Consider the following 26573-nt stretch of genomic DNA (forward strand, 5'->3'; position numbering starts at 1 on the left):
GGTGCGCATCTATTCTCATGATCAGTCCCCTGCACATCCAGACGGTGCGAGAGGTCGTCCGCACCGGGTCGTTCGCGGACGCCGCCCGCAACCTCGGGTACACCGCGTCCGCCGTCTCGCAGCAGATCGCCGCCCTGGAGCGCGCCTGCGGCCTGGTGCTCTTCGAGCGCCGGGCCCGCAGCGTGCGGCCGACCAGCGCCGCGTTCCTGATGGTCAGCAAGGGCAACGACGTGCTGTCGGCCCTCGACACGCTGGAGCGCGAGCTGCGCACGGTCGCCAGCGGCGAGCGCGGCGCGCTCCAGCTCGGCAGCTTCCCGACCGCCAGCGCCCGCATCCTGCCGCGGGTGCTGGCGGAGCTGTCCCGGGTCCGGCCCGGCATCGAGATCACGCTGTCGGAGGGCGAGCCGGACGAGCTGCTGCCCGAGCTGCTCGACGGCGACCTCGACCTCCAGCTCGTCTACCGGTACGACCTGTTCCCGCGCACCTGGCCCGACCAGATCGTGGAGACGCCGGTGATGGACGAGAACCTGGTGCTGTGCGTCCCGCGGGAGCATCCGCTCGCCGGGGGCCGCACCGTCCGGCTGCGGGACCTGCGGACGGAGACGTGGATCGCGAGCCGCCCGGAGAGCTCCGGCGCGCAGGCGCTGCTGCGGCTGTGCAGCACCGCCGGGTTCACCCCCAACATCGCGTTCCGCAGCAACGACTACGCCGTGGTGTGCGGGCTCGTCGCCTGCGGTCTCGGGATCGCGCTCGTCCCGGCGCTCGGCTGCGTCCCGTCGCCGGGCCTGAAGATGCTCAGGCTCAGCCGCCGCAGCCCGCAGCGGCACGTCACCGTGCTGCGCCGCACCACCAACACCAACCCGCTCGTCAAGGACGCCATGCGCGGCCTCACCGAGGTCGCCCGCGGCGTCGAGGCGGAGATCAGCGGCGCCACCGGCCCTTGAGCTCCATCGCGGCGCGGACGCGCTCCTGCGCCAGCGCGACCGCCGCCCGGTGCGTGGTCGTGCGCTGCGCGCGGGCGGCGTCGAGCACCGTCACGGTGTTCTCCCGCATCTTCGCCGAGACCGCCGTGAACACCGCGTCCGGATCGGGGCGGAACGCCGAGTGGCGGGCGTCCATCGCGAAGCCCGCCGCGACGACGCCGCCCGCGTTGGCGACGAAGTCCGGGACGACCGTCACGCCCCGCTCGGCGAGGACCCGCTGCGCCTCCGGGCCGGTCGGCAGGTTCGCGCCCTCCACGACGATCCTCGCCTGGACGTCCGCGGCCACGCGCTCGTCGACGACGTCCTGCAGCGCGGCGGGCACGAGGACGTCCGCCGGGACGGTCAGTTCCGCGCCCACGTCCAGGAGCCGGCCGCCGTACTCCTGCACGGCGGCGTCGCCCGCCTCGGCGCGCAGGCCGAGCAGCTTGCCGACGTCCAGGCCGTCCGGGTCGTACAGGGCCCCGTGGACGGTCGAGACCGCCACCACCGCCGCGCCCAGCTCGTCCAGCCGCCGCGCCGCCGCGTGCCCGACCGCCCCGAACCCCTGCACCACCACCCGCGCGCCCCGCAGGGACGTGCCGGCGTGCCGGGCGGCGGCGTCGGCGGCCTCCGCGACGCCGAAGCCGGTCACGCCCAGCTCGTCGTAGGGCATCCCGCCGAGCGCGTGCGGGCTGCCGACCGCCGCGCCGCGGTCGTCCAGCTCGTCCTGGACGATCGCCGCGTCCCGCTCCGACAGCCCCATGTCGAGGCCCGCCACGTACCGGCGCGGGATCTCCTGCGCCAGCGCCCGGACGAACGACCGCAGGATCGCCTCCCGGTCCGTCGACGCCGGGTCCGCCGCGATCCCGGCCTTCGCGCCGCCGAAGAACAGGTCGACGCCGGCCCACTTGTAGGTCATGACGCGGGCGAGCCGCGCCACCTCGGCGACGGTCACCGTCGGGCTCATCCGCATGCCGCCCTTGCCCATGCCGCGGGCGGTGTTGTCGATGACGAGGACGCCCCGCATCCCGGTCCGGGTGTCGGAGACGCACACGACCCGCTCGGGGCCCCACTCGTCCATCAGCGTGAGCACGTCAGACACGGTTGATCTCCGGGCGGAGGAGGTCGCCGGCGAAGCGCGCGGCGTGCAGGGGCGCGATGTCGGTGAACGGCTCCCGGCCGAGGTACAGGTCGCGGACGACCTCGCCGACGGCCGGGCCCTGGAGGAAGCCGTGACCGGAGAAGCCCGTCGCGTACAGGAACCGGGACACCGTCTCCTCCTCGCCGATGAGCGCGTTGTGGTCGGGCGTGACCTCGTACAGGCCCGCCCAGCCGCCGGTCAGCCCCACGTCGAGGAGCCGCGGCGCGCGGGCGCCGATCGCCTCGGTGAGCCGGGGGAGCCAGGCGTCCGAGCGGTTCAGCAGGAACCCGGGCCGCTCGTCCGGGTCGGACATGCCGAGCATCAGCCCCTCGCCCTCGGCGTGGAAGTAGAACGACGTGGTGAAGTCGATGGTCATCGGCACCGGGCGGGGCAGGCCGGGCATCGGCTCGGTGAAGACGATCTGGCGGCGCAGCGGCTCCACCGGCAGCTCGACGCCCGCCATCCGGCCGACCGCCGCCGACCAGGCCCCGGCCGCGCAGATCACGGCGGGCGTCTCGACGCGGCCCCGGGTCGTCCGGACGGCCCGCACCTCGCCGCCGTCGGTCTCGATCCCGGTGACCTCGCAGTGCGTGCGGATCGCCGCGCCGTGCCGCCGCGCGCCGGCCGCGTACCCGAGGACCACCGACTCGGGCGTGCAGTGTCCGTCGTCGGGGGAGAACGCGGCGGCCAGCAGCCCGTCCGCGCTGATCATGGGGGAGAGCCGCCGCGCCTCTGCGGCCGGGATCATCCGGCTGGGGACGCCGAGCGCGTTCTGCAGGGCCACGCTCCGCTCGAACGACGCGACGTCCTCCGGCCGCGACAGCAGGAAGAGGTAGCCGACCCGGTGCAGGTCGATCTCCTGCCCGGGGCGGTCGCGGAACCGGCCGAACGCCTCCAGGCTGCGGGCGCCGAGCCGGATGTTGACCTCGTCGGAGAACTGGGCGCGGACGCCGCCCGCCGCCTTGCACGTCGAGCCCGACCCCAGCTCGTCCCGTTCAAGGAGGACCACGTCCCGCACGCCCGCCTCGGCGAGGTGGAAGGCGATGCTCGTCCCCATCACGCCGCCGCCGATGACGACGACCTCGGCCGTGCTCTCCACATGCCCTCCTACAGCCGGAAGCCGAGGTCGGGGGAGATCTCCAGCACGTCCATCTGGGCCTTCTGCAGCCGTCCGGAGGTGTCCCAGTTCATCGACTGCCAGCGGGTGAACTGGTCCAGCACCCACACGCCGGACTGGCGGCTGCCGTTGCCCGACCGCCCGTTCCCGCCGAACGGCAGGTGCGCCTCCGCGCCGGAGGTGGAGTTGTTGACGCTGACCATCCCGGCGGTGATCCGCCGCCGGAACGCGAACACCTTGGCCGGGTCGGTCGTGTAGATGGACGCGGAGAGGCCGTAGCCGGGGGCGTTGGCGAGCGCGATCGCCTCGTCCAGGGTGCGGTACGAGGCGACGCCGATGATCGGGCCGAACGTCTCGTTCATGAACAGCTCGTCGCCGGGGCCGACGCCGTCCACGATCACCGGGTGGTAGTACAGGCCCTCCGCGGCGTCCCCTGTGAAGCCCTCGCGCGGCGCGGCCCCGGTGATCCGCCCGGTGGCGGACGACCCGTGCACGGTGTGGCCCGGCCCGATCCAGCCGAGGACCTTCTCGAACCCGTCCGCGAACCGCTCGCCGATCAGCGGGCCGTACAGGACGTCGCCCGCCGGGTCCCCGACCACCGCGGCCCGCGCCGCCTCGTCCAGCAGACGGAGGAACTCCGCGTGCACCGACTCGTGGACGATCGCGGTCCCGAGGGACGTGCAGCGCTGCCCGGCCGTGCCGAACCCGGAGAACAGGGCGCCCTCGACGGCCAGCGGCAGGTCGGCGTCCTCCGCGACGACCATCGGGTTCTTGCCGCCGAGCTCCAGGCACGGCGTCTGGAGGTGGCGCCCGCACAGCTCGCCGATCCGCGACCCGACCTCGGTGGAGCCGGTGAAGCCGACCTTGTCGACGAGCCCGCCGTCCAGCGCCCGCTCCAGGCCGCGGAACGTCTCCGCGCCGTCGGCGTACACGACGTTGAGGACGCCGTCCGGCAGGCCCGCGTGCGCGAACAGCGTGTAGAACGCCTCGGCGCAGGCCGCCGCGTACTCCGCCGGCTTCCACACCACCGCGTTCCCGCACAGCAGCGCCGGGACGATGTACCACGACGGCACCGCGACCGGGAAGTTCCCCGCCGTGATGACGGTGACGACGCCGACCGGGTCCCGGAACGTGAACAGCTGCTTGTCGGGCATCTCGGACGGGACGGTCTGCCCGTACAGCCGCCGTCCCTCGCCGAGGAAGAACGCGCACGTGTCGGCGATCTCCTGGACCTCGCCGAGCGCCTCGGCGTACGGCTTGCCGACCTCCCGGGTCACGACGCGGGCGAGCGCCGCCTTGTTGGCCTCGACGAGCCGGCCGACCGCGGCGACCGCCTGCCCGCGGACGGGCGCGGGCACGTCCCGCCAGGCGTCCTGCGCGTCGCGGGCGGCGCGGCAGGCGCGGACGAGGTCGCCGGCGTCCGCGAGGGACACCTCCGCGACCGTCTCGGACGTGCGGGACGGGTCGGTCGAGCGGTATTTACGCGGCCCCGCCGGGATCCGGGCGCCGCCGATGACGGAGGAGAGCACGCCTCCAGCCTGAACGGACCGGCGCGCCAGAGCCAAGATCGGGCAGAGCGCGGCTTCCTAATCGCGAGGCCAAGCCGGGCTGAGGCTCTCGCCGGGACGTCGTTAAGCGATCCTTGGCCAACTCCCAACCGGTTCGCGGCCTCCCGCGGGTTGGCTCCGGCCGGCCGGCGTCCGATGCTCGACACGCATCTCCCTTCCCGCAGGAGCGCGCATGCCCGAGCCCGCCGACGCCCACTTCCTGGAGACGGCCGCGACCCTTGAGGCGCCCGCCTCGCCGGCCCCGGACGGGCCGCTCACCGGCGAGCGCTGCCTGGAGCTGTTCGACGCCCAGCTCGGCAGCCGGCACCTGGACCTCGCGGCCCGGCACCTGCGGGCAGAGGGCCACGGCTACTACACGATCGGATCGTCCGGCCATGAAGGGAACGCGGCCGTCGCGGCCGTCCTGCGCCCGGACGACCCGGCCCTCCTGCACTACAGGTCGGGGGCGTTCTTCCTGGAGCGCGCACGCCAGGTCCCCGGCCAGAGCCCGCTGCGGGACGTGCTCCTCGGCCTGGTCGCCGCCGCGGAGGAGCCTATTGCGGGCGGGCGCCACAAGGTGTTCGGGAGCCGCCCGCTGCACATCATCCCGCAGACCTCCACCATCGCCTCGCACCTCCCGCGCGCGCTCGGCGTGGCCTTCGCCATCGAACGGGCCGCCCGCCTCGGCCTGGACTCGCCCTGGCCGCGCGACGCCGTCGCGGTGTGCTCCTTCGGGGACGCCTCCGCCAACCACTCGACGGCCGCGGGCGCCGTCAACGCGGCGATCAACTGCGGGTTCCAGGGCCTGCCCCTGCCGCTCCTCCTCGTCTGCGAGGACAACGGGATCGGCATCAGCGTCCGCACCCCGCCCGGCTGGATCCACGCCGCGTACGGGTCCCGGCCCGGCCTCCCCTACTTCCACGCCGACGGCTGCGACCTCGCCGACGCCTACGCCGTGGCCGCGCGGGCGGCCGGCTGGGTCCGCGAGCACCGCCGTCCCGCGTTCCTGCACCTGCGCACCGTCCGCCTGATGGGCCACGCGGGCTCCGACGTCGAGTCGTCCTACCGGACGCCCGCCGAGCTGGCCGCCGACCTCGACCGCGACCCCCTCCTGCGGACCGCGCGCCTCCTGGTCGAGCGCGGCGCGGCGACCGCCGAGGACGTCGTCGGCCTCTACGAGGCCAAGCGCGCAGAGGTCATGGCCCTCGCCGGGAAGGTCGCCGGTGCTCCTCGCCTCGGCTCCGCCGCGGAGGTCATGGCGCCGCTCCGGCCCGCCGCGGCAAGCCGGGGCGAGGCGCCGCGTGCGGAGGGGGAGCGGGTCACGCTGGCGCAGGCGATCAACCGGACGCTCGGCGAGCTGCTGGACGAGCGCCCGGGGATGGTCGTCTTCGGCGAGGACGTGGCGCGCAAGGGCGGCGTCTACGGCGTCACGCGCGGGCTGATGAGGCGCGCCGGGCCCGCGCGGGTGTTCGACACGATCCTGGACGAGCAGTCGATCCTCGGCCTCGCACTCGGCTTCGGGACGGCCGGGATGCTGCCCGTGCCCGAGATCCAGTACCTCGCCTACCTGCACAACGCCGCCGACCAGATCCGGGGCGAGGCGGCGACGCTGCCGTTCTTCTCGTCCGGGCAGTACGCCAACCCGATGGTCGTGCGGATCGCCGGCTACGCCTACCAGAAGGGCTTCGGGGGCCACTTCCACAACGACAACGCCGTGGCCGCGCTTCGCGACATCCCGGGCCTGGTCGTCGCGTCACCGTCCCGCCCCGACGACGCCGCGGGGATGCTGCGCGCGTGCGCGGACGCCGCCGAGCGCGAGGGCAGGGTGTGCGCGGTGCTGGAGCCGATCGCGCTCTACCACGTCCGCGACCTGCACGAGGACGGCGACGGGGGCTGGCTCGCCCCGGCGGGCGGGACGGTCCCGATCGGGCGCGCCCGCTCCTACGGCGACGGGCGGGACCTCACGATCGTCACGTTCGCCAACGGCCTGCGCATGAGCCTGCGCGCCGCGCGCCGCCTGGAGGCCCGCGGTGTCGGCTGCCGGGTGCTCGACCTGCGCTGGCTGGCCCCGCTGCCCGTCGAGGACCTGCTGCGCGAGGCCCGCGCCACGGGCGCCGTCCTGGTGGCGGACGAGACCCGCCGCACCGGAGGCGTCTCCGAGGGCGTCCTGGCGGCCCTCGCCGACGCGGGCTTCCAGGGGAAAGCGGGCAGGGTCGCCGGCGAGGACAGCTTCATCCCCCTCGGTGACGCCGCCTACCACGTCCTGCTGTCCGAGGAGGCCATCGAGGACGCCGCCGGGAAGCTGCTCACGTCGTCTCGATGACCGGGTCGCCGCCGAGGTAGGCGGCCTTCACCCGGTCGTCCCGCGCGAGCTCCGACGCCGGGCCGGAAAGGACGATCCGGCCCGTCTCCAGGACGTAGGCCCGGTCGGCGAGCCGGAGCGTCTGGTGGGCGTTCTGCTCCACGATCAGGATCGTGGTGCCCTGGTCGCGGATCTCCCGGACGACCCGGAGCACCTGCTGCGCCGTCTGCGGCGCGAGACCCATCGTGGGCTCGTCCAGGGCGAGGAGCCGGGGCCGCAGCATCAGCGCCCGGCCGATCGCGAGCATCTGCTGCTCGCCGCCCGACAGCAGCCCGGCGAGCTGCCCGCGGCGCTCGCCGAGGCGCGGGAACATCGCGTAGACCTCCTCCCGGCGGGCCGCGACGGCGGCCTTGTCGCGGCGCCGCAGGTACCCGCCGAGCAGCAGGTTCTCGGCGACGCTCAGCGCCGGGAACACCCGCCGCCCCTCCGGGACGTGCCCGAGCCCGGCCTCGACGACCCGGTGCGCGGCGAGCCGGGTGATGTCGCGGCCGTCGAACTCCATCCGCCCGGACCGGGCCCGGTGCAGGCCGGTGAGCGTCCGGAGCGCGGTGGTCTTGCCGGCGCCGTTGCTGCCGAGCAGCGCGACGATCTCCCCCTCCCCGACCTCGAACGAGATCCCGGCCAGCGCTTCGACCTGCCCGTACCGGCTGCGCAGGTCCTCCACGGCCAGCAGCGTCACCGCAGCACCTCCGTGACGAGGTCGGTCTCCGGGTCGTCCGGCACGCCGAGGTAGGCGGCGATCACCCGCTGGTCCTCCCGGATCTCGGCGGGCGGCCCGACGGCGATCGTCCGCCCGTACTCCAGCACGGTCACCCGGTCGGAGATCGACATGACCAGGGCGACGTCGTGCTCGATCAGCACCACGGCGGTGCCGAGCGCGCTGATGCGGGAGATCAGCTCCATCAGCGCCCGCTTCTCGGTCGGGTTCGCGCCCGCCGCGGGCTCGTCCAGCAGCAGCACCCGCGGGTCGCCCGCGAGCGCCCGCGCGATCTCCAGCCGGCGCCGGTCGCCGTAGGGCAGCCCGCCCGCCGGGCGGTCCGCGGCGTCCAGCAGCCCGGTGAAGTCCAGGCAGCGGCGGACGGTGTCGAGGTCGGCCCGCGACAGCGGCCGCAGCAGGCCGCGGTCCCGGGCGAACCGGCCGATCAGTACGTTCTCCGCCACGGTCATCTCGTCGAACAGCCGGATGCTCTGGAACGTGCGGGCCAGCCCGGCGGCGGCCACGCGGTGCGGCGCGAGGCCCCGGACGCTCCGCCCGCCGAGCACGACCGTTCCGGCCGACGGCGCGAGCATCCCCGTAATGCAGTTGAACGCGGTCGTCTTCCCCGCGCCGTTCGGGCCGATCACGCTCACCACCTGCCCGGCGCCGGCGCGCAGCGCGAACCCGTCCACGGCCGTGACGCCGCCGAAGGTCCGGGACAGGCCGTCCACCTCCAGCAGCGTGCCCGCCGCGGCCGGGAGGTCCGGCGCGGGCCCCGGCTCGGCGGGCAGCCGGAAGCGGCGCGGCCGGTACGGCCACACCCCCTGCGGGCGCAGGATCACGATCAGGATGAGCAGCAGCGCGAAGAACAGGCCCCGGTACTCCTGGACGGTCCGCAGCACCTCCGGCAGCGCGACGATCACGACGGCGCCGATCATCACGCCGGGCCGGCTGCCCATCCCGCCGATGATCACCACGAGCAGGATCATCAGCGAGGTGAGGAAGGTGAAGCTGGACGGGTCGACGGTGCCGAGCTGCGCGGCGTTCAGCGGCCCCGCGACCGCCCCGGTCACCGCGCCGAGCACGTAGGCGAGCAGCTTCACCCGCCGGGCCGGCACGCCGACCGCCTCGGCGGCGGTGTCGTCGGCCCGGATGGCCCGCCAGGCGTAGGCCAGCCGCGACCGCGCCAGCAGCGCCGTCGCGGCGAGGACGACGGTGAAGAAGGCGAGCGCCAGGTAGAAGAAGTCCCGGGGCGTGACGATCTCGCGCCCGCCGACCGTCACCGGCGGGATCCCGGTGAGGCCGTTCGGCCCGCCGGTCACCTCCAGGTTCACCACCGTGATCCGGATGATCTCGCCGAAGCCGAGCGTGACGATCGCGAGGTAGTCGCTGCGCAGCCGCAGCGTCGGGTACCCGATGACCACGCCGGCCACCGCGGCGGCGGCGACCGCCGCCGGCAGCGTGACCCAGAAGCCCCACTCCAGTTCCAGCATCAGCAGGCCGGAGGCGTACGCCCCGATCGCGAAGAACGCCGCGAACCCGAGGTCCAGCAGGCCCGCGTAGCCGACGACGATGTTGATGCCGAGCCCGAGGATCGCGTAGATCAGGATCGTGCCGGCGACGGTCAGCGCGTAGTCGTCGAGGGTCCCGCCCGCCACCAGCGCCGCCGCGATCAGCAGCGGCCAGCCGCCGTACCGGACCGCAGCCTCCGCGCCCGCCGGCCGCGCCGCGAGGGACGCCCGGACCCGGGCCCTCACGCGCGCTCCACGACGCGCTCGCCGAACAGGCCGGTGGGTCTCAGCGCCAGCACGGCGATCAGCAGCCCGAAGATGATGACGTCCGTCCAGCGGGACGAGACGTACCCGGCGGAGAACGACTGGACGAGGCCGATGGCCACGCCCGCGACCATCGTCCCCGGCAGGTTCCCGATGCCGCCGAGGACCGCCGCGGTGAAGGCCCGCAGCCCGATGAGGAAGCCCATGCCGAAGCTGATCTGCACGTAGTACAGCCCGTACATGACCCCGGCCGCGCCGGCGAGCAGCGAGCCGATGAAGAACGTCGTGAGGATCAGCCGCTCGACGTTGATGCCCTGCAGCCGGGCGGCGTCGCGGTCCATCGCGAGGGCGCGCATCGCGGTCCCGGTCACGGTGCGGGTGACGAACAGCCACAGCGCCGCCATCAGCGCCACCGACAGCACGACCAGCGCGAGCTGGCCCCAGGTGACGCGGACGGCGCCGCTGAAGATCCGGCCGCCGTCCAGCGCGTGCGGGTAGGACTTGAACCGGGCGTCGGTGAGCACCTTCACGCCCTCCTCCAGCGCCAGCGAGACCCCGATCGCCGCGATGAGCAGGGCCAGCCGCGGGGACGCCAGCAGCGGGACGTAGGCGGCCCTGGCGATCCCGGTGCCGATCACGCCGGTGGTGAGGGCGCCGATCACCACCGCGGCGACGATGGCGGGCAGCGCCATCCCGCCGGTCGCGCCGAGCGTGGTCAGCGTCCCGAACCCGGCGAACGCCCCGATCATGAACACGTCGCCGTGCGCGAAGTTGATCAGCCGGACCACCCCGTAGATCATCGAGTAGCCCAGCGCGATGAGGGCGAGGAAGGCCCCGATCGTCAGGCCGTTCACCAGGTACTGGACGAACTCGCTCATGGAACCCCGTTCGGCTGCGCCCGGTCAGGAGGCCTTGGCGTCCACCCAGGTGGAGCCGCTCTGGTCGAGTTTCTTGTAGGCGGTGAACCCTCCGTCCTTGACCTGAACGGTGATGTAGAGGGGGTCGGTCCGGTCGCCCTTGTCGTCGAACGTGATGGGCCCGGTGATGCCCGGGAAGTCCTTGATCTTGTGGAGGGCCTCGGTGATGGCGGTGCCCTTGGTCGAGCCGGCGTCGTCGATGGCCTTCGCGACGACCTTGACCGCGTCGTACTCGTACACCGAGAACGGCCCGGGGTCGGCGTTGTTGGCCGACTTGTACGCCGAGACGAACGTCGCGGCGGCCGGCAGGTCCTTGGCCAGCGGCGCGGTCGTGGCGATGTAGCCGTCGGCCGCCGAGCCGGCGGTCTTCAGGACGGTCGAGTCGGTCGTCGCGTCCCCGCCCATCAGCGTGAACGTGAGCCCGAGCTGCTTGCGCTGCTTCATCAGCAGGCCCGCCTCGGCGAAGTAGCCGGTGAAGTACAGCACGTCCGGTTTGGTGGAGGCGACCTTCGTCAGGACCGGGCTGTAGTCGGACTGGCCGGGCTGCAGCGCGTCCTCGTAGACCACCTGTGCGCCCGCCTGCTTGACCGAGTTCGCCGCCGCGTCCGCGAGGCCCTTGGCGTAGGTCGTGTTGTCGTGCAGCAGCGCGACCCGCTTCGCGCCGAGGGGCCCGGTCATGAACTTGGCCGCCACGAGGCCCTGGTTGTCGTCCCGCCCGCAGGTGCGGAAGACCTTGCCCTTGCCGGAGTCCGTCAGCGACGGGTTGGTGGAGGCGTCCATCACGAACGGGACGTTGCGCCTGCCGTAGATCGGGATCGCGGGCACCGCGGCGCCGGAGCAGTAGCCGCCCGCCACCGCGACGACGCCGCTGTTGAGCAGCTTCTGCGCGGCCTGCGCGCCCTGCTGGGCGCTGCACTGGTCGTCGGCCTCGACGATCTCGATCTTCCGGCCGTCCACCCCGCCGGCCTTGTTGATCTCGTCGGCGGCGACCTTGGCGGCGGCGAGGATGTCCTGGCCGGCCGAGGCGGAGTCGCCGCTCAGCGGCGCCGGCACGCCGATCTTGATCGCGCCGTCGCCGCCGGAGTCGCCCGAGCCGCAGGACGCGGCGAGCGGGGCGAGCAGCAGCCCGGCGCCGGCGGTGGCGATGAGGCGGAACCGGCGTCCGCGGTCCCGCGGGGTCAGCAGGGTCATCGGCGCCTCTCCGTCACTCGCGGCCAGGGATGGTGAAAGCGTGAAACGTCCAGGCACGGGCGTCGAGACGGGCAAGCATGCGATCTCATGTAGTGATCGGTAAGCACCGCTTGCCCTTTCGGTCTCGACAGCGCGGCGGCGCGGTCGCGAGGATCTCCCCATGGCAGGTGTCCTGCTGCTTTCCGCCGCCGACGTGGCCGCGGTGTTCGACCTGCCCGCCGCGATCGCCTCGCAGCGGGCCGCGTTCGCCGCGCTCGGCCGCGGGGAGGCGCGGCTCGCGCCCCGCGTGCTGCTGGACGGGCCGGACGGCGAGGTCGCGTTCAGCTACGTCTCCCGGCTGCCCGACACCGGCGCCGTCGCCAAGTTCGGCAGCGTCACCCCGGGGAACGCGGCGCGCGGCCTGCCGACGGTGGCCGCGCTCGTCACCGTCCAGGACCCGGTGGACGGCCGGCCCGTCGCGGTCATCGAGGGGGAGGCCGTGACGACGCTGCGCACGTCCGCGGCGAGCGCGGTGGCGGCCGGGCACCTCGCGGCGCCGGACGCGTCCCGGCTCGCGGTGATCGGCTGCGGCGTCCAGGGCCGCGCGCACGTCCGGGCGATGGCGGCGGTCCGCCCCCTCGGCCGGGTCACGATGACCTGCCGCCATCCGGACACCTGCACCGCCGCCGCCGACCTCGCCGCCGAGCTGGAGCTGCCGGTCGAGACGGCGGCGTCCGCCCGCGCCGCCGTCGAGGACGCGCAGATCGTCGTCACCGCGACCACCAGCGCCGAACCGGTCGTCTCGGGTGCGTGGCTCCGCCCCGGCTGCACGGTCGTCAGCGTGGGCTCCTTCGCGCCGGACCGGACGGAGGTGGACGGCGAGACACTCACCCGCGCCGCGTCCGTCGTGGTGGACGACGTGCCGACCGCGCTGGAGCACGCCGGCCCTGTGGTGGCCGCCGTCCGCGACGGCCTGCTGGACGCGGGCGCCGTGCGCCCGCTCGGCCCGGTCGTCGCCGGCCTCGCCCCCGGGCGCGCGTCCGCCGCCGACATCGTCTTCTACAACAGCGTCGGCGTCGGGGTGCAGGACACGGCGGCGGCCTCCGTCATCGTGGCACGCGCCCGCGAGGCCGGGGTCGGGAGGCTGGTGGACCTCTGAGCCCGGCCGAGCCCCACCCGGTACACTGACCGTTCGATAGAGCGAACGGCTGGACAGGTGATGGGACGGGGGCGGCGAGCGTGGACGCGTCAGGGGACTCGGTGCGGGACGTGCTGGCCGGCAACCTGCGCCGCGCGCGGCTCCACCTCGGCCTGTCGCTGTCGGAGCTGTCCCGCCGGTCGAGGATCGGCAAGGCCACGCTGTCCCAGCTGGAGGCGGGAGCGGGGAACCCCACCATCGAGACGGTGTTCAGCCTGTCCCGCGCGCTGGAGGTGCCCATCTCCGACCTGCTCGACCACCGGGGGCCGTCCGGGCTCACCGTGGTCCGCGCGGCCGAGGTGGAGCCGCTGAGCGGCGAGGGCGTCGACCTGCGGCCGCTGCGGGGCATCGAGTCCGGCGGCGCCATGGTCGAGGTGTACGACCAGGTCGTCCGGGCCGGCCGCCGCCAGGACTCGCTCGGCCACGTCGGGGTCGAGCACACGATCGTGCAGGCCGGGCGCCTCGCCGTCCGGGTGGACGACCGCGACGTGGAGCTCGGGCCGGGCGACTACGTCTGCTTCGACGCGCGGCTGCCGCACCGCTACACGGCCGCCGAGGGGACCGTCCGCTCCGTGCTCCTCCTGGAGTACAGCGCCGACCAGCGGCTTCACGCGTCCCCGGCCGCTCCGTCGCATCTGGTCGAGACCCCCTGACACCGGCCGCCGCACCCTCGTTGACAGCGCGCGCGGGGCCCGCTTACGCTCGAAATCGTTCGGTTTAGCGAACGATTGGCGGGCGGTCGCATGCGGGTCGTGGTGCTGGGCGCCGGGATCGTCGGCGCGGCCTGCGCCCGCGAGCTGGCCCTGGCGGGCTGCGCGGTCGTCGTCGCCGACCGCGGCGGGCCCGCGGCCGGGACGACCGCCCACGGCGAGGGCAACGTCCTGGTCTCGGACAAGGGGCCCGGCCCCGAGCTGGAGCTGGCGAAGCTGTCGCGGGAGCTGTGGCCCGCCGTCCTGGACGGCGCCCCCGGCGCGGCCGGCGCCGAATGGGACGCCAAGGGCGGCATCGTCGTCGCCACCACCTCCGCCGGGGCGGACACCCTGGCGGAGTTCGCCGGCGCCCAGCGCGCGGCGGGGGTCACCGCGGAGGACCTGGACGCCGCGGCCCTCGCCGCCGCCGAACCCCAGCTCACCAGGGACGTCACCGGGGCCGTCCACTACCCCCAGGACGCCCAGGTCCAGCCCGCCGGGGCGGCGACCGCGCTGCTGGCCGCCGCGGCGCGCGCCGGGGCCGCCGTGCGCACCGGATGCGAGGTGCTCGGCGCGGTCCGGCGCGGCGGCCGCCTCACCGGGGTGCGGACCACCGGCGGGACGATCGAGGGCGACGCCTTCGTCAACGCCGCCGGGCCGTGGTCGGGCCGGGTCGCCGCGCGGCTCGGCGTCCGCCTCGGGGTCGCGCCGCGCCGCGGCGAGGTCCTGGTCACCGCGCCGATGCCGCCGACCGTCTTCCACAAGGTCTACGACGCCGGCTACGTGGGCGCGGTCGGGAGCGGGGCCGGGGATCTGCAGGCGTCCGCCGTCGTCGAGTCGACCCGGGCGGGGACGATCCTGCTCGGCTCCTCGCGCCGCCGCGTCGGGTTCGACGACCGGATGCGCCCCGAGGTGCTGTCGGTCATCGCCGCCAAGGCCCTGCGGCTGTTCCCGTCGCTGGCCGGCGTGCCGGTCATGCGCGCCTACGGCGGGTTCCGCCCGTACGTCTCCGACCACCTGCCCGTCATCGGGGCCGACCCGCACCTGGACGGCCTCTGGCACGCGACCGGGCACGAGGGCGCCGGGGTCGGGCTGTCCACCGGCACCGCCGCCGTCCTGCGCGACCTGATGCTCGGCCGCGGGCCGGCCGTCGACGCGGAGCCGTTCCGCGCCGCCCGGCCCGCCGTCCAGTGCGAGGACGATCCCGTATGAGCCCGCTGCGCATCACCGTGGACGGGGAGACCCTCGCCGGCAGGGAGGGGCAGACGATCGCCGGCGTGCTGCTGGCCTCCGGCCGCCGGTCCTGGCGGCGGAGCCCGTCCGGCACACCGCGCGGCGTGTTCTGCGGGATCGGCGTGTGCTTCGACTGCCTGGTGACCGTGAACGGGGTCCGGGACGTGCGGGCCTGCCTGCGCCGCGCCCGCGACGGCGACGCGGTCACCACCCAGTCCCGCGCGGGGGAGGGCGGCCGATGACCTGGCACGTCGTGGTCGTGGGGGCCGGTCCGGCCGGGCTGTGCGCGGCGGCGGGAGCGCTGCGCGCCGGGTCGGAGGTGACCCTGGTCGACGCGGCGCCGGAACCCGGCGGCCAGAACCGCGCCTGGCACGGCTACGAACGGCTCCGCGACCACGTTCTCGGCCATCCGCGGTGCGACTGGTGGCCGCAGAGCGCGGTCTGGTCGATCGACCGCGCGGGGGACGGCCCGCCGCACGTCCACGTGCTGCGCGGGGAGATCGACGGGGCGGAACGGGACCGGCACGTCCTGCGCCCCGGCGCGCTGGTGCTCGCACCGGGCGCGCACGACCGCGTCCTGCCGTTCCCGGGCTGGGAGCTGCCCGGCGTCTCCACCGCCGGGGCGGCGCAGTCGTTCGTGAAGAGGGAGGGGCTGCCGCCGGGCGACCGGACGCTGATCGCCGGCTCCGGCCCGTTCCTCCTGCCCGTCGCCGCGTCGCTGCTGGAGGCCGGGGCGAGCGTCCGGGCGGTGCTGGAGGCCAACCCCGCCGCGACCGTGGCGCGCGGCTGGACGCGCCGGCCCTGGGAGCTGGCGGCCCAGACCGGCAAGGCCGCCGAGCTCGCCGGATACGCCGCGCTGCTGGCCCGGCACCGCGTCCCGTACCGGACGGGCCGCGCCGTGATCGAGGCACGGGGCGACGGCCGAATCGAAGAGGCGGTCACGGCACGGCTCCGTGCCGACTGGTCGGCCGTCCCTGGCACCGAGCAGGTCGTCGCTGTGGACGCCCTGTGCGTCGCCCACGGGTTCACCCCCCGGCTCGAACTCCCGGTCGCGGCCGGGTGCCGCCTGCGCGGCGGCGCGTTCGTCGAGGTCGACGCCGACCAGCGCACCAGCGTCCCCGGCGTGCACGCCGCGGGGGAGATCACCGGGATCGCCGGGGCGCCGGCCGCCCGGGCCGAGGGCCTCCTCGCCGGCTGGACCGCCGGCCTCGGCTCCCCGGACGCGCCCGCCGCGGTGGCCGCGCGCCGCCGCCGCGACCGGGCGCGGGCCTTCGCCGCGCGCCTGGCCGCCGCCCACTCGATCGGCGCGGCCTGGCCCGGCTGGCTGCGGCCGGACACGATCGTCTGCCGCTGCGAGGACACCCCCTACGGCGCCCTGCCGCGCGCCCTTGGAACGGGCTCCGCGCACGCGGTGAAGCTCGCGACCCGCGCCGGCCTCGGCCCCTGCCAGGCCCGGATCTGCGGCCCGACGGTCGCCGAGTTGCTGCGGAGCGGGCACCCCCACCACCGGCCCATCGCCCAGCCCGTCCGGCTGGGCGAACTCGCGAGGCCGCCCGTCGAGGACCCCGGCACGAAGGAGAGCTCCCCATGAGCGACACCCAGACGCAGAGCGCGCCCTCGCCCCTGGGCGGCGTGATCGTCGCGGCGGCGCTGCCCTACCGCGAGGACGCCGCGGCCCCCGCCGGGCTCGCCGTCGACCACGACCGGTACGCCGAGCACTGCCGCTGGCTGGTCGGCAACGGCTGCCGCGGCGTCGGCCCCAACGGCTCGCTCGGCGAGTACTCGGCGCTGACCGACGAGGAGCGCCGCCGCGTCGCCCGCACCGCCGTCGAGGCCGTCGGCGGGGACGCCGTCGTCGTGGCCGGCGTGCACGGCCCCGGCTCCCACCAGGCGAGGCACTGGGCCGAGATCGCCGCCGAGGACGGCGCGGACGGCGTCCTGTGCCTGCCGCCGACGATGTACCGGGCCGACCGCGGCGAGGTCGTCGCGCACTACGAGGCGGTGGCGTCCGCCGGCCTGCCGGTCATGGTCTACAACAACCCGATCGACACCAAGGTCGACCTCACCCCGGACCTGCTCGCCGAGATCGCCCAGATCGACGGCGTGGTCGCCGTGAAGGAGTTCTCCGGCGACGTCCGCCGCGTCCTGGAGATCAAGGAGAGGGCGCCGGGCCTGGAGGTCGTCGCGGGCGCCGACGACGTCGTCCTGGAGTCGCTGCTGATGGGGGCGACCGGCTGGTTCGCGGGGTTCCCCAACGTGTTCCCGGCCGAGTCGGCGCTCCTCTACGACCTGGCCACCGCCGGAAGGCTCGCGGAGGCGCGGGCACTCTACGAGCCGCTCGTCGCGGCGTTCCGGTGGGACTCGCGGACCGAGTTCGTCCAGGCCATCAAGCTCGGCATGGACCAGGTCGGCCGGTACGGCGGCCCCTGCCGCCCGCCGCGCGGGCCGCTGACCCCCGAGCACCGCGCCGCCGTCACCGCCGACATGGCCCGCGCGATCGACGCGCTCGCGCGGCGGCGGGCCGCCTGATGCGGTCGGCCCGGTCGATCAGCGCGGTCGACTCGCACACCGAGGGCATGCCGACCCGCGTCGTCACCGGCGGCGTCGCGCCCATCCCGGGCGCCACCATGGCCGAGCGGCGCCGGTACGCCGTCCGGCACCTGGACGGGCTGCGCCGCTTCCTGGTGGACGAGCCGCGCGGCCACCCCGCGATGAGCGGCGCGCTCCTGCAGCCGCCCACCCGGCCGGACGCCGACTGGGGCGTCGTGTACATCGAGGTCAGCGGGTTCCTGCCGATGTGCGGGCACGGAACCATCGGCGTCGCCACGGTCCTGGTCGAGACCGGCATGGTCGAGGTGACCGAGCCCGAGACGGTCGTGCGCCTCGACACCCCGGCCGGGCTCGTCGAGGCCCGCGTCGCCGTCCGCGACGGTGCCGCGGAGCACGTCACGCTCCGCAACATCGCCTCGTTCGCCCTCCGGCGGGACGCGGTCGTGACCGTCCCGGGGCTCGGAGACGTCCGCTACGACATGGCCTACGGGGGCAACTTCTACGCCATCACCGATCTCGAACCGCTCGGCCTGCCGTTCGACCGGGCCCGCAAGGACGACATCCTCGCCGCCGGGCTCGCCGTCATGGCGGCGATCAACGAGACCGACCCTCCCGTCCACCCCGGCGATCCGCTGATCGCGGGCTGCAAGCACGTCCAGTTCCTCGCGCCGGGCTCGGACGCGAAGCACTCCCGCAACGCGATGGCGATCCATCCCGGCTGGTTCGACCGGTCGCCGTGCGGCACCGGCACGTCCGCCCGGATGGCGCAGCTGCACGCGCGCGGCGAGCTGCCGCTGTACACCGAGTTCGTGAACGAGTCGTTCATCGGCACCCGCTTCACCGGGCGGCTCGTCGGCACCGCCGACGCCGGCGGCCTGCCCGCGGTGATCCCCGAGTTCACCGGGCGCGCCTGGATCACCGGGACCGCCACCTACCTGCTCGATCCCGACGACCCGTTCCCCGAGGGCTTCGTCCTCTGAGGGTCAGCCTTCCCAGACGGTCTTGGCGTTGCAGAAGGCGCGCAGGCCGTCCGCCGACAGCTCGCGGCCGTAGCCGGAGCGCTTGACCCCGCCGAACGGCAGCTCGGGGTAGGACGTCACCATCCCGTTGATGAAGACCTGGCCCGCGTCCAGTTCCCGGACGAACCGGTCCCGCTCGATGTCGTCGCGCGTCCACGCGTTCGAGCCGAGCCCGAACCCGGTCGCGTTCGCGACCTCCACCGCCTCCGACACCCCGCGGACGCGGAACAGCGACGCGACCGGCCCGAAGACCTCCTCGTGGTACATCCGCATCTCGGGCGTCACCCCGGAGACCACGGTCGGCGGGTAGAACCAGCCCGGACCGTCCGGGCGCTCGCCGCCGCACAGCACCGTCGCGCCCTTGGCCACCGCGTCGGCCACCAGTTCCTCGACCTCGGCGCGCCCCTCCTCGCTGACCAGCGGGCCGACGTCGGTGGAGCCGTCCATCGGGTCGCCGACCCGCTTCGCCCGCATGTGCTCCACGAAGCGCCGCTCGAACTCGTCCGCGCAGCCGATGTCGGCGATGAAGCGCTTCGCGGAGATGCAGCTCTGCCCGTTGTTGAGGCAGCGGGACTCCGCCGCCGTTCGCGCCGCGGCCTCGATGTCGGCGGACGGCATCACCACGAACGGGTCGCTGCCGCCGAGCTCCAGCACCGTCGGCTTGATCTCGTCCCCGGCGATGGCCGCGACGGACCGCCCCGCGGGCTCGCTGCCGGTGAGCGTCGCCGCCTTCACCCGCGGGTCCCGCAGCACCCGCTCGACCTCGGACGACCCGATCAGCAGGGTCTGGAAGACGCCCTCGGGGAACCCGGCCCGGCGGAACAGGTCCTCCAGGAACAGCGCCGTCTGGGGCACGTTCGAGGAGTGCTTCAGCAGCCCCACGTTCCCCGCCATCAGGCCGGGGGCGGCGAACCTGACCACCTGCCAGAGCGGAAAGTTCCACGGCATGATCGCCAGTACCGGCCCGAGCGGCTGGTAGCGGACGTAGGCGTCCCGCGCGCCCACCTCCCGCGCCTCGGCGGGACGCCGGTCGGCGAGGAACTCCGCCGCGTGCCCGGCGTAGAACCTGCACGCCTTCGCGCACTTGCGCACCTCGGTGACGGCGGCCTTCAGCGTCTTGCCCATTTCCGTGGTGAGCATGGCGCCGATCTGGTCGGCCTCCCGGTCCAGGACGTCCGCCGCCGCGTTCATCCACTCCGCCCGCTGCTCCAGCCGCGTCGTGCGGTAGGAGGCGAACGTCTCCGCCGCCCGCGCGATGCGCCGGTCGACCTCCTCGTCGGCCAGCGCGTCGAAGGTCTTCTCGACCTCACCCGTCGCCGGGTTGGTCGTGGCGATCGTCGTCATGTCGGGATGCTCCCTGCTCGTCCTCCTGTTCTCGGGGGACGTGCCCGTGGCGGGCGGCAGGAAACGCCCTTACGCCGCGGGCCCGGCCGGGATGACGCAGACCGGCGAGGGGACGCGCAGGGGTGTCCCGGCGGGCGCCGGGACACCGTCCGGGCCGATCCGGAACGTCGCGATCGTGTCGCTCCGCTCGTTGGCGACGTGCATCCACTCGCCGTCCACGTACAGGTCGCGCGGCCAGTGCCCGCCGGACGGGACGTCGGCGATCGGCTTGAGCGCCGCGCCGCCGTCCAGCACGCGGTGGGCGGTGACGACGTCCGTGCCGCGCATGGAGGTGTAGGCGTACCGGCCGCCCGCCCCGAGTCTGATCGCCGCGCCCTGGGCGGGATCGCCCGCCGGATCCGCCGTCGCGGGCGACTCGGCCACGAGCTCCAGCCGCGCGTACCCGTCCACCGGCCGCAAGACCAGCACGGACGGGACCAGTTCGGCGAGCACGTGCACGCTGCCGCCCGGATGGACGACCAGGTGCCTCGGCCCGTGCCCGGCCGGCACGGGCGTCTCCCCGACGAGGCGCAGCGCGCCGTCCTCGATCCGGAAGGAGCGGATGAGGTCGGCTCCCAGGTCGGTCGTGAGGACGGTCCCGTCCGGGGCGTGCACCGACGCGTGCGCGTGCGGGCCTTCCTGGCGATCGGTCCGGGGCCCGGTTCCCTGCCCCTCCGCCACCGCGGGGTCGCCGGTGAAGCCTCCGTCCCGGCCCAGCGGGACGGCCCGCACCGTCCCGGAGCCGTAGTCGGCGACCAGCAGATGCCCGGCGTCCGGTGCCACGGACAGGTGGCACGGCAGCGCCCCCGCCCGGCGTGTCCCGATCTCCCGCAGCTCTGAGCCCGCCACGTCGTAGGCGAGGACCCCGCCCTGCTCCTCCTCCCGCACGGCGTAGAGGACGTTCCCGGAGGGATGGGCGGCCAGGTACGACGGGGACACGGCCTCGGTCCGGAGTTCCGGCCCCTCCAGCTTCCCGTCCGCCCGCCGGGTCACCCGGTAGATCCCGGCGCCCCGACCGGCCTCACCGGTGTACGTGCCCACCCAGAACGCCCGCTCGCTCACCCCGGGACTCCCTCCTCACGCGATCCACCGCCCCTGGTGAGGCGGCCAAGACCGAGCCTAGTCCCGTCGCCGGGCGGCGCCGGTGAGCGGTCAGGACCGCGCGGCGAGGCGGGCGCGCAGGTCGGCGGCGCTGTCGAGGACGGATCGCCATTCGTCGTCTTCGGCGTCGACCTGCCGGTGCGCGGTGAAGTACGGGTTCAGCTCGACCTCCCGGTCCCCGGCGTGCCGGCGGACGGTCTCCAGCATCCGCGGCACCGGGTCGTCCCCGCGCCGGCGGCCGAGCGTGGAGACCACCTCGTCGAGGGCGGCGACCGGGTCGCGGGCCGGGACGGTGACCGCGCCCTCGCAGCGGGCGAGCTGCTCCTCGTACCGGTCCTCCCAGAACTCCACGCGCCATCCCGGCCACAGCTCCTCCAGGGCGGGGACCAGCCCCGTGCAGGACGCGCCCACCCAGGCGCCCGCCGTGCGAGCGGGCACGTCCACATGGAGCCCGCTGACCGGCACGGTCCCCAGATCCCGCCGCGGAAGCCCGCCGGCGGGCGGCCGGTCCGCCAGGCCCGGTCCCTGCCAGGCCGTGTGGAGCTCCCAGTACAGCGGGTAGACGGTGATCCCCTCCGCCGTCCGGACCGTGAGCAGGTGATGCATGTCGTCCGGGTCCGTCTCGGTCTCTTCCGGGACGGCGCGCTCGTCCCGGTCCGGGCTGCGGACCAGCGACCGGTCGAACCCGGCCGCCGCGGCGAGATCGCCGATGCCGTCGTAGGCCCACCGCACCGTCCAACCGGGCCAGGTCAGGCCGAGCAGTGCCAGGAAGGCCCGCTTGCACGGGATCTCCAGCATCAGCTGGTCGCCGTAGAACACCAGCCGGCGGGCCGTGTGGTCGACGACCGCGCCGCCCTCGGCCCAGCGGTCGTCCAGCCAGTCGCGGGCCGGGTCGGCGCAGCGGTGCTGTGCGGCGATGAACCGCCTCGCCGCCTCCGGGCCCGCGACCAGCGCGGAGCACACCCCGTCCGCGCCCCAGTGGGAGTAGTGCAGGCTCAGGCCGTCCGCGTCGATCAGGACGTAGTTCGCGCGAGCTCCCATGGACCGGGACTCTAGTCCGCGACCCTAGTCCGATGCCGGGCGCAGGAGCGCCTCCTGGGCGATCGATGCCAGGAGCGTCCCGTCCTCGGTGTGGAGGGTGCCGCGTGCCAGGCCGCGGGCGCCGTGGTTCGTGACCGGGTCCACCGAGTACAGCAGCCACCGGTCGGCGCGCGGCGGCCGGTGGAACCACAGCGCGTGGTCGAGCGTGACCGCGGTCGCGAGGCGGCGCGGCGAGCCGGGGGCGCGGGCGCTGCTGACGACGCCCATGTCCGACAGGTAGGCGATGACGCAGGCGTGCAGCGCGGGATCGTCGCCGACCGGGGCCGCCATCCTGATCCAGTACGGGTGCGCGATCGGGAACTCGCCCTCCCCGGGCGGGTTCACCACCCGGATCTCGAACCCGGCCGGGTGCCGGAAGAACGCCGGCGGCTCCGCCTCGGGCACCCCCTGCGGGCCGGGCGTGCCGGACGGCGGGGCGGCCTGCCAGTCGAACCCGGCCTCGGGGTCGTGGAAGGAGGCGATCAGCTCCAGGATCGGCTTGCCGCCCTGGCTCGCGGTCACGTGCCGGGTCGAGAACGAGCGGCCGTCGCGGGTGCGGGCCACCTCGAAGGTCAGCGGCTCGTCCGGCGTCCCCGGACGGATGAAGTAGGCGTGCATCGAGTGCGGCGGGCGCCCGCCGGCCGTCTGGCACGCGGCGCGCAGGCCCTGCCCGGCGACCTGCCCGCCGAACAGCCGGGGCCGGCCCACCGGCGGCGACGTGGCCATGAACGAGTCCTCGCCGAGCGGCGCGAGGTCGAACATGCTCGTGATGCCGTGCGGGGCGTCGCTCATCCCGGAAAACCTCCTGCCAGCCTGCGGGCGACCCTACTCGCGGGCCATGCGGGCCCCGGCGGCCGGGGCGGATCCCTGCGGCGCCGCGGACGCCCTGATACGGTCACGCGCGGTCCGCCTATGATCGCCGGATGGGGAACGGCGGGGTGCCCGGGGGACGTTCGGCGCTCGCCCCGCGAGGAGATGAGAGAGGCAATGGCTGATATCACCGAGTCGCCCGAATGGTCCGCGCTGGCCGAGCACCAGGCGGCGCTCGCGGGACGGCACCTGCGCGAGCTGTTCGCGGACGATCCGGGGCGCGCCGCCCGGATGGCCGTGACCGCGGGGGACCTGTACCTGGACTACTCCAAGCACCGGGTCACCGACGAGACGCTGAGGCTGCTCACCGCGCTCGCCGAGCGCGCGGGGCTGCGCGCCCGGATCGAGGCGATGTTCGCCGGGGAGCACATCAACGTCAGCGAGGACCGCGCCGTCCTGCACACCGCGCTGCGCCTGCCGCCCGGCGAGGCCCTGACGGTGGACGGCCAGGACGTCGCCGGCGACGTGCACGCCGTCCTGGACAAGATGGCCGACTTCGCGGGCCGCGTGCGCTCGGGGGAGTGGACGGGCTTCACCGGCAAGCGCATCACCACCGTCGTCAACATCGGCATCGGCGGCTCCGACCTCGGCCCCGCGATGGCCTACGAGGCCCTGCACGACTTCGCGGGTCTCCCCGACCAACCGACCCCGACCGACCGCCTCGGCGCCGGGATCGCCTGCCGGTTCGTCTCCAACATCGACCCGGCCGACATCCTCGGCAAGCTCTCCGGCCTCGACCCCGAGCAGACGCTGTTCGTCATCAGCTCCAAGACGTTCGGGACGCTGGAGACCCTCACCAACGCCAAGGTCGCGCGGCAGTGGCTCGTCGAGCGGCTCGGCGACGACAAGGCCGTCTCCCGGCACTTCGTCGCCGTCTCCACCAACGCCGAGCGGGTCGCCGGCTTCGGCATCGACACAGCCAACATGTTCGGCTTCTGGGACTGGGTTGGCGGGCGGTACTCCTTCGACGGCGCCATCGGCCTCTCCCTGATGATCGCCATCGGCGGCGAGGCGTTCCGGGAGATGCTCGCCGGGTTCCGCGAGATCGACGAGCACTTCCGCGGCGCGCCGTTCGAGGCGAACATGCCCGTCCTGATGGGCCTGCTCGGCGTCTGGTACACCGACTTCTTCGGTGCGCAGACCCGGGCCGTCCTGCCGTACAGCCAGCGCCTGTCCCGGTTCCCCGCCTACCTCCAGCAGCTCACCATGGAGTCCAACGGCAAGTCGGTGCGGGCCGACGGCGCGCCCGTCGTCGCGCAGACCGGCGAGATCTTCTGGGGCGAGCCCGGCACCAACGGCCAGCACGCCTTCTACCAGCTGCTGCACCAGGGCACCCGGCTCGTCCCCGCCGACTTCATCGGCTTCGCCGAGCCGTTCGAGGACCGCGCCGGCATGCACGACCTGCTCACCGCGAACCTGCTCGCGCAGACGTCGGCGCTCGCGTTCGGCAAGACCGCCGAGGAGATCGCCGCCGAGGGCACGCCGGCCGCGGTGGTCCCGCACAAGGTGATGCCGGGCAACCGCCCGACCAGCACGATCCTCGCGCCGAAGCTGACCCCGAAGACGCTCGGGTCGCTCGTCGCGCTCTACGAGCACGTCGTGTTCGTGGAGGGGACGGTCTGGGGCATCGACTCCTTCGACCAGTGGGGCGTCGAGCTCGGCAAGGTCATGGCGATGGACCTGGCCCCCGCGCTCACCTCGGACGAGCCGCCCGCGCAGGCGCCCGACCCGTCCACGGCCGAGCTCGTCCGCCGGTACCGGTCGCTGCGGGGCCGCCGCGCCTGACCCCGCCGTGCCTGACCCCGCCGCTCCTCACCAGGCCGCGCCTGATTCCGCGGGGACGGGCGGGAACGGGCCCGCCGGCCGCGCCGGCGGGCCCGTCGTCTTCGGCGTGATCAGGCGCGCGCGCCGGGCAGCGGGCCCTCGGCCCAGCCCTGGGAGTCCAGGATCGCGCGGAACTCCTCATAGGAGATGAACCCGTCGAGGTTGCCGTCCGCCTTCTCGAACCTGTCCTGCGTCTCGGCACGCGTCCAGGCGAGCCCCAGCTCGTCCAGGACGAGCGTGAACTCCATCAGGTCGAGCTTCTGATCGCCGCCGAGGTCCGCGCGCGTGAACACGGCTAGAAGGTCGTCCCCGGTCGGTCTGGTCGTCATCTCGCTCCTCGTTCCGGTCCGATGTAAACCTCGCATCCTGTCATAGGGGACGAGCCGGACCATAATGAGAAACGCCGTGGGGCCGGGCGGGGTTCCCCGGCTAGCCGTCCCCGGCCAGCTCGGGGACGCGGTGCCGGTAGCGCTCCAGCAGCGCGGCGTTCGCCTCGTCGCCGCCGGGGACGTTCGCGCTCGTCCAGCGCGGCAGGTCCACCCCGCGCGCCGCGGCGAGGTCGTCGAGCTCGGCCAGCACCCGCGACCACGCGTACGCGGCGAGGATGGTGGAGACCGCCGCCGTCCGCGGCGCCGCCGCCGGGTGCAGCACGTCGCCGGGCGGGACGCGCGTGTCCAGCACGATCGCCGCGTGGTCGGCGAGCGCCGTGCCCGCCCGCGCCTGCGCGCCGCGCGACGCAGGCGCCGAGGTCACCGCGACGACCGGCACCCGCCGCGCCGCGCACTCCTGCGCGACCTCCACCGGGTACGGGTTGCGGCCGCTGGTGGAGAAGACGACCGCCACGTCGGGCGGGGCGGGCGCCGCCTTCTCGACCACCGCGCGCCCCACCCCGGCCCGCCGCTCCGCGCGGGTGCTGCGCACGGCGTGGTCGAGGGGGAACACGGCCGGGTCCCAGATCGGGCGGACGGCGGCCAGCCCGCCCGCCCGGTAGAACGTCTCGAACACCATCGCCAGGGAGTGCCCGGCCCCGGCGACGTGCACGATCCCGTCCGCCTCGACCGACCCCAGGATCAGGGCGGCGGCGTCACCGGCCGCCTTCCCCGCGGCGGCGTCGAGCTCGTCCAGCAGGTGCCGCACCCGGTCGGGGAACCGCGGCGGGTCAGTCATCGGGGAGGGCCTCCTTCAGGTCGCGGGCCAGGCCGTCCTCGCCGGACGCCGCGCGGAGCCGGTCGGCCAGGCCGCCGGACAGCGCGCGCGCCAGCGCGGACAGGGTGCCGACGTGCGCGTCCGCGTCGGGGGTGCAGAACGCGAGCAGCAGGTCGACCGGGTCGTTGTCAGGATGGCCGAACCCGACCGGCGCCGCCAGCCGGGTCACCCCGACGCCGACGGCGAGCCCGCCCTCCTCGGGGCGGGCGTGGACGAGCGCGAGCCCCTTGGCCAGCACGATGTACGGGCCGTTCTCCTCGACGACCCGCACGCACGCCTCCGGGTAGCCCTCGCCCGCCGCGCCCGCGGCGACCAGCGCGGAGGCCGCCTTCCGGACGGCCTCCCGCCAGTCCGCCGCGGTCACGGCGTCGGCCGCCGCGAGCACCGTCACGGCAGCCATCCCTGCTCGGTCAGGTGCTCCCTCAGCCGCGCCTCCAGCCCGTCCTTGTCGAGGAAGTCGCTGATCGTGATCACCACCGGGGCCAGGTCGGCGATCTCGCCGGTGTGCATGCCCTGGCCGATCACCACGTCGGGCGACATCCCGCGCGCCGTGGACACGTCGGTGTTCTCCACCCGTGCGTCCACGCCGAGCGAGCGCAGCGCGTCCTCGGCGGTCATCTTGAGCATGAGGCTGGAGCCCATGCCGACCCCGCAGACCGCGAGGACTTCCAGTTGCCGGTCCAGTGCCATGTCGGCTCTTCCTTCGTTGTCGTTCGGTCAGGCGGCGTCGGT

Annotated in this window: 25 protein-coding genes; 10 read left to right on the forward strand and 15 right to left on the reverse strand. The window is 74.8% G+C overall.

The genetic code is table 11. The annotated features are described in order from the left end of the window. Positions 1–17 precede the first annotated feature (17 nt). Complete coding sequence (locus K8Z49_RS04465; RefSeq protein ID WP_250355333.1) at positions 18–944, forward strand: LysR family transcriptional regulator; 927 nt, start codon at positions 18–20, stop codon at positions 942–944. On the opposite strand, the gene K8Z49_RS04470 is transcribed toward K8Z49_RS04465, so the two are convergent. Genes K8Z49_RS04470 through K8Z49_RS04480 form a run of 3 tightly spaced genes read right to left on the reverse strand, consistent with a single transcriptional unit; the run spans position 922 to position 4749 of the window. Continuing rightward, a complete protein-coding gene (locus K8Z49_RS04470; protein ID WP_412517654.1) occupies positions 922–2064 on the reverse strand; it encodes a Glu/Leu/Phe/Val family dehydrogenase in 1143 nt (380 codons plus the stop codon). The two genes, K8Z49_RS04465 and K8Z49_RS04470, sit on opposite strands and share 23 nt — an antisense overlap. Further along, on the reverse strand, positions 2057–3202 hold the full coding sequence (locus K8Z49_RS04475; protein ID WP_412517655.1) for an NAD(P)/FAD-dependent oxidoreductase: 1146 nt from the start codon (positions 3200–3202) through the stop codon (positions 2057–2059). Before K8Z49_RS04475 ends, K8Z49_RS04470 begins: the two co-directional genes overlap by 8 nt. A gap of 8 nt (positions 3203–3210) precedes the next feature. Beyond that, the gene (locus tag K8Z49_RS04480) at positions 3211–4749 is read right to left on the reverse strand and encodes an aldehyde dehydrogenase family protein (RefSeq protein ID WP_412517656.1); all 1539 of its coding nucleotides are present in this window, start codon (positions 4747–4749) and stop codon (positions 3211–3213) included. Positions 4750–4960: 211 nt separating this feature from the next. On the opposite strand from K8Z49_RS04480, the gene K8Z49_RS04485 reads away from it, so the two are divergent. After that, complete coding sequence (locus K8Z49_RS04485) at positions 4961–7090, forward strand: thiamine pyrophosphate-dependent enzyme (RefSeq protein ID WP_412517657.1); 2130 nt, start codon at positions 4961–4963, stop codon at positions 7088–7090. Here K8Z49_RS04485 and K8Z49_RS04490 read toward each other — a convergent pair. Genes K8Z49_RS04490 through K8Z49_RS04505 form a run of 4 tightly spaced genes read right to left on the reverse strand, consistent with a single transcriptional unit; the run spans position 7074 to position 11709 of the window. After that, the gene (locus tag K8Z49_RS04490) at positions 7074–7808 is read right to left on the reverse strand and encodes an ABC transporter ATP-binding protein (protein ID WP_021596801.1); all 735 of its coding nucleotides are present in this window, start codon (positions 7806–7808) and stop codon (positions 7074–7076) included. The genes K8Z49_RS04485 and K8Z49_RS04490 overlap by 17 nt on opposite strands. Next, positions 7805–9583, reverse strand: coding sequence for an ABC transporter permease subunit (locus K8Z49_RS04495; RefSeq protein ID WP_412517658.1), 1779 nt, complete (start codon positions 9581–9583; stop codon positions 7805–7807). Before K8Z49_RS04495 ends, K8Z49_RS04490 begins: the two co-directional genes overlap by 4 nt. After that, positions 9580–10479, reverse strand: coding sequence for a branched-chain amino acid ABC transporter permease (locus tag K8Z49_RS04500; protein WP_021596799.1), 900 nt, complete (start codon positions 10477–10479; stop codon positions 9580–9582). Before K8Z49_RS04500 ends, K8Z49_RS04495 begins: the two co-directional genes overlap by 4 nt. A gap of 24 nt (positions 10480–10503) precedes the next feature. Next, a complete protein-coding gene (locus K8Z49_RS04505; RefSeq protein ID WP_021596798.1) occupies positions 10504–11709 on the reverse strand; it encodes a branched-chain amino acid ABC transporter substrate-binding protein in 1206 nt (401 codons plus the stop codon). Between the two features lie 160 nt (positions 11710–11869). On the opposite strand from K8Z49_RS04505, the gene K8Z49_RS04510 reads away from it, so the two are divergent. The 7 genes from K8Z49_RS04510 to K8Z49_RS04540 all read left to right on the forward strand — a co-directional run bounded on the left by K8Z49_RS04510 (position 11870) and on the right by K8Z49_RS04540 (position 18338). Continuing rightward, positions 11870–12847, forward strand: coding sequence for an ornithine cyclodeaminase family protein (locus tag K8Z49_RS04510; RefSeq protein ID WP_412517659.1), 978 nt, complete (start codon positions 11870–11872; stop codon positions 12845–12847). Positions 12848–12927: 80 nt separating this feature from the next. Next, positions 12928–13539: a helix-turn-helix domain-containing protein gene (locus tag K8Z49_RS04515; protein ID WP_024936520.1), complete on the forward strand. Its 612-nt coding sequence runs from the start codon at positions 12928–12930 to the stop codon at positions 13537–13539. 90 nt (positions 13540–13629) lie between these two features. Then, entirely contained in the window at positions 13630–14787 is a 1158-nt protein-coding gene (locus K8Z49_RS04520; RefSeq protein WP_412517660.1) for an NAD(P)/FAD-dependent oxidoreductase, read from the forward strand. Next, the gene (locus K8Z49_RS04525; protein WP_021600446.1) at positions 14784–15050 is read left to right on the forward strand and encodes a (2Fe-2S)-binding protein; all 267 of its coding nucleotides are present in this window, start codon (positions 14784–14786) and stop codon (positions 15048–15050) included. The genes K8Z49_RS04520 and K8Z49_RS04525 overlap by 4 nt, the downstream gene beginning before the upstream one ends. Further along, positions 15047–16399 (forward strand): NAD(P)/FAD-dependent oxidoreductase, encoded by a 1353-nt coding sequence (locus K8Z49_RS04530; RefSeq protein ID WP_412517661.1) that lies wholly within the window; start codon positions 15047–15049, stop codon positions 16397–16399. Before K8Z49_RS04525 ends, K8Z49_RS04530 begins: the two co-directional genes overlap by 4 nt. After that, the gene (locus tag K8Z49_RS04535) at positions 16396–17337 is read left to right on the forward strand and encodes a dihydrodipicolinate synthase family protein (protein ID WP_412517662.1); all 942 of its coding nucleotides are present in this window, start codon (positions 16396–16398) and stop codon (positions 17335–17337) included. The genes K8Z49_RS04530 and K8Z49_RS04535 overlap by 4 nt, the downstream gene beginning before the upstream one ends. Then, a complete protein-coding gene (locus K8Z49_RS04540; protein ID WP_412517663.1) occupies positions 17337–18338 on the forward strand; it encodes a proline racemase family protein in 1002 nt (333 codons plus the stop codon). The genes K8Z49_RS04535 and K8Z49_RS04540 overlap by 1 nt, the downstream gene beginning before the upstream one ends. A gap of 3 nt (positions 18339–18341) precedes the next feature. On the opposite strand, the gene K8Z49_RS04545 is transcribed toward K8Z49_RS04540, so the two are convergent. From K8Z49_RS04545 to K8Z49_RS04560, 4 genes are all read right to left on the reverse strand, one after another. Then, complete coding sequence (locus K8Z49_RS04545) at positions 18342–19721, reverse strand: NADP-dependent succinic semialdehyde dehydrogenase (RefSeq protein ID WP_412517664.1); 1380 nt, start codon at positions 19719–19721, stop codon at positions 18342–18344. 69 nt (positions 19722–19790) lie between these two features. Further along, positions 19791–20822 carry a lactonase family protein gene (locus K8Z49_RS04550; protein WP_412517665.1) on the reverse strand — a complete coding sequence of 344 codons (1032 nt, stop codon included), beginning with the start codon at positions 20820–20822 and terminating at the stop codon, positions 19791–19793. Between the two features lie 90 nt (positions 20823–20912). Next, a complete protein-coding gene (locus tag K8Z49_RS04555) occupies positions 20913–21902 on the reverse strand; it encodes a hypothetical protein (RefSeq protein WP_412517666.1) in 990 nt (329 codons plus the stop codon). A gap of 24 nt (positions 21903–21926) precedes the next feature. Then, entirely contained in the window at positions 21927–22733 is an 807-nt protein-coding gene (locus tag K8Z49_RS04560) for an acyl-CoA thioesterase (RefSeq protein WP_412517667.1), read from the reverse strand. Between the two features lie 195 nt (positions 22734–22928). Between K8Z49_RS04560 and pgi the strand changes: the two genes are divergently transcribed. Continuing rightward, positions 22929–24596 (forward strand): glucose-6-phosphate isomerase, encoded by a 1668-nt coding sequence (gene pgi, locus K8Z49_RS04565; RefSeq protein ID WP_412517668.1) that lies wholly within the window; start codon positions 22929–22931, stop codon positions 24594–24596. A 110-nt stretch (positions 24597–24706) separates the two neighbouring features. On the opposite strand, the gene K8Z49_RS04570 is transcribed toward pgi, so the two are convergent. The 4 genes from K8Z49_RS04570 to K8Z49_RS04585 form a co-directional block, all read right to left on the reverse strand. Then, complete coding sequence (locus K8Z49_RS04570; protein ID WP_021598535.1) at positions 24707–24964, reverse strand: EF-hand domain-containing protein; 258 nt, start codon at positions 24962–24964, stop codon at positions 24707–24709. Positions 24965–25064: 100 nt separating this feature from the next. Continuing rightward, a complete protein-coding gene (locus tag K8Z49_RS04575; protein ID WP_024936524.1) occupies positions 25065–25802 on the reverse strand; it encodes a sugar isomerase domain-containing protein in 738 nt (245 codons plus the stop codon). Next, positions 25795–26232 carry a PTS sugar transporter subunit IIA gene (locus K8Z49_RS04580; RefSeq protein WP_021598665.1) on the reverse strand — a complete coding sequence of 146 codons (438 nt, stop codon included), beginning with the start codon at positions 26230–26232 and terminating at the stop codon, positions 25795–25797. Before K8Z49_RS04580 ends, K8Z49_RS04575 begins: the two co-directional genes overlap by 8 nt. Then, complete coding sequence (locus K8Z49_RS04585) at positions 26229–26531, reverse strand: PTS sugar transporter subunit IIB (protein ID WP_021598663.1); 303 nt, start codon at positions 26529–26531, stop codon at positions 26229–26231. The genes K8Z49_RS04580 and K8Z49_RS04585 overlap by 4 nt, the downstream gene beginning before the upstream one ends. Positions 26532–26573 lie beyond the last annotated feature (42 nt).

Origin of the sequence: Actinomadura madurae, from assembly GCF_047130825.1 — a bacterium.
Classification (GTDB): Bacteria; Actinomycetota; Actinomycetes; order Streptosporangiales; family Streptosporangiaceae; genus Spirillospora; species Spirillospora madurae.

Coding starts and splice junctions, on each gene's coding strand:
- K8Z49_RS04465 (WP_250355333.1), top strand. CDS start 18: ATGATCAGTCCCCTGCACATCCAGACGGTGCGAGAGGTCGTCCGCACC.
- K8Z49_RS04485 (WP_412517657.1), top strand. CDS start 4,961: ATGCCCGAGCCCGCCGACGCCCACTTCCTGGAGACGGCCGCGACCCTT.
- K8Z49_RS04500 (WP_021596799.1), bottom strand. CDS start 10,479: ATGAGCGAGTTCGTCCAGTACCTGGTGAACGGCCTGACGATCGGGGCC.
- K8Z49_RS04505 (WP_021596798.1), bottom strand. CDS start 11,709: ATGACCCTGCTGACCCCGCGGGACCGCGGACGCCGGTTCCGCCTCATC.
- K8Z49_RS04510 (WP_412517659.1), top strand. CDS start 11,870: ATGGCAGGTGTCCTGCTGCTTTCCGCCGCCGACGTGGCCGCGGTGTTC.
- K8Z49_RS04520 (WP_412517660.1), top strand. CDS start 13,630: ATGCGGGTCGTGGTGCTGGGCGCCGGGATCGTCGGCGCGGCCTGCGCC.
- K8Z49_RS04525 (WP_021600446.1), top strand. CDS start 14,784: ATGAGCCCGCTGCGCATCACCGTGGACGGGGAGACCCTCGCCGGCAGG.
- K8Z49_RS04530 (WP_412517661.1), top strand. CDS start 15,047: ATGACCTGGCACGTCGTGGTCGTGGGGGCCGGTCCGGCCGGGCTGTGC.
- K8Z49_RS04535 (WP_412517662.1), top strand. CDS start 16,396: ATGAGCGACACCCAGACGCAGAGCGCGCCCTCGCCCCTGGGCGGCGTG.
- K8Z49_RS04540 (WP_412517663.1), top strand. CDS start 17,337: ATGCGGTCGGCCCGGTCGATCAGCGCGGTCGACTCGCACACCGAGGGC.
- K8Z49_RS04545 (WP_412517664.1), bottom strand. CDS start 19,721: ATGACGACGATCGCCACGACCAACCCGGCGACGGGTGAGGTCGAGAAG.
- K8Z49_RS04555 (WP_412517666.1), bottom strand. CDS start 21,902: ATGGGAGCTCGCGCGAACTACGTCCTGATCGACGCGGACGGCCTGAGC.
- K8Z49_RS04560 (WP_412517667.1), bottom strand. CDS start 22,733: ATGAGCGACGCCCCGCACGGCATCACGAGCATGTTCGACCTCGCGCCG.
- pgi (WP_412517668.1), top strand. CDS start 22,929: ATGGCTGATATCACCGAGTCGCCCGAATGGTCCGCGCTGGCCGAGCAC.
- K8Z49_RS04570 (WP_021598535.1), bottom strand. CDS start 24,964: ATGACGACCAGACCGACCGGGGACGACCTTCTAGCCGTGTTCACGCGC.
- K8Z49_RS04575 (WP_024936524.1), bottom strand. CDS start 25,802: ATGACTGACCCGCCGCGGTTCCCCGACCGGGTGCGGCACCTGCTGGAC.
- K8Z49_RS04585 (WP_021598663.1), bottom strand. CDS start 26,531: ATGGCACTGGACCGGCAACTGGAAGTCCTCGCGGTCTGCGGGGTCGGC.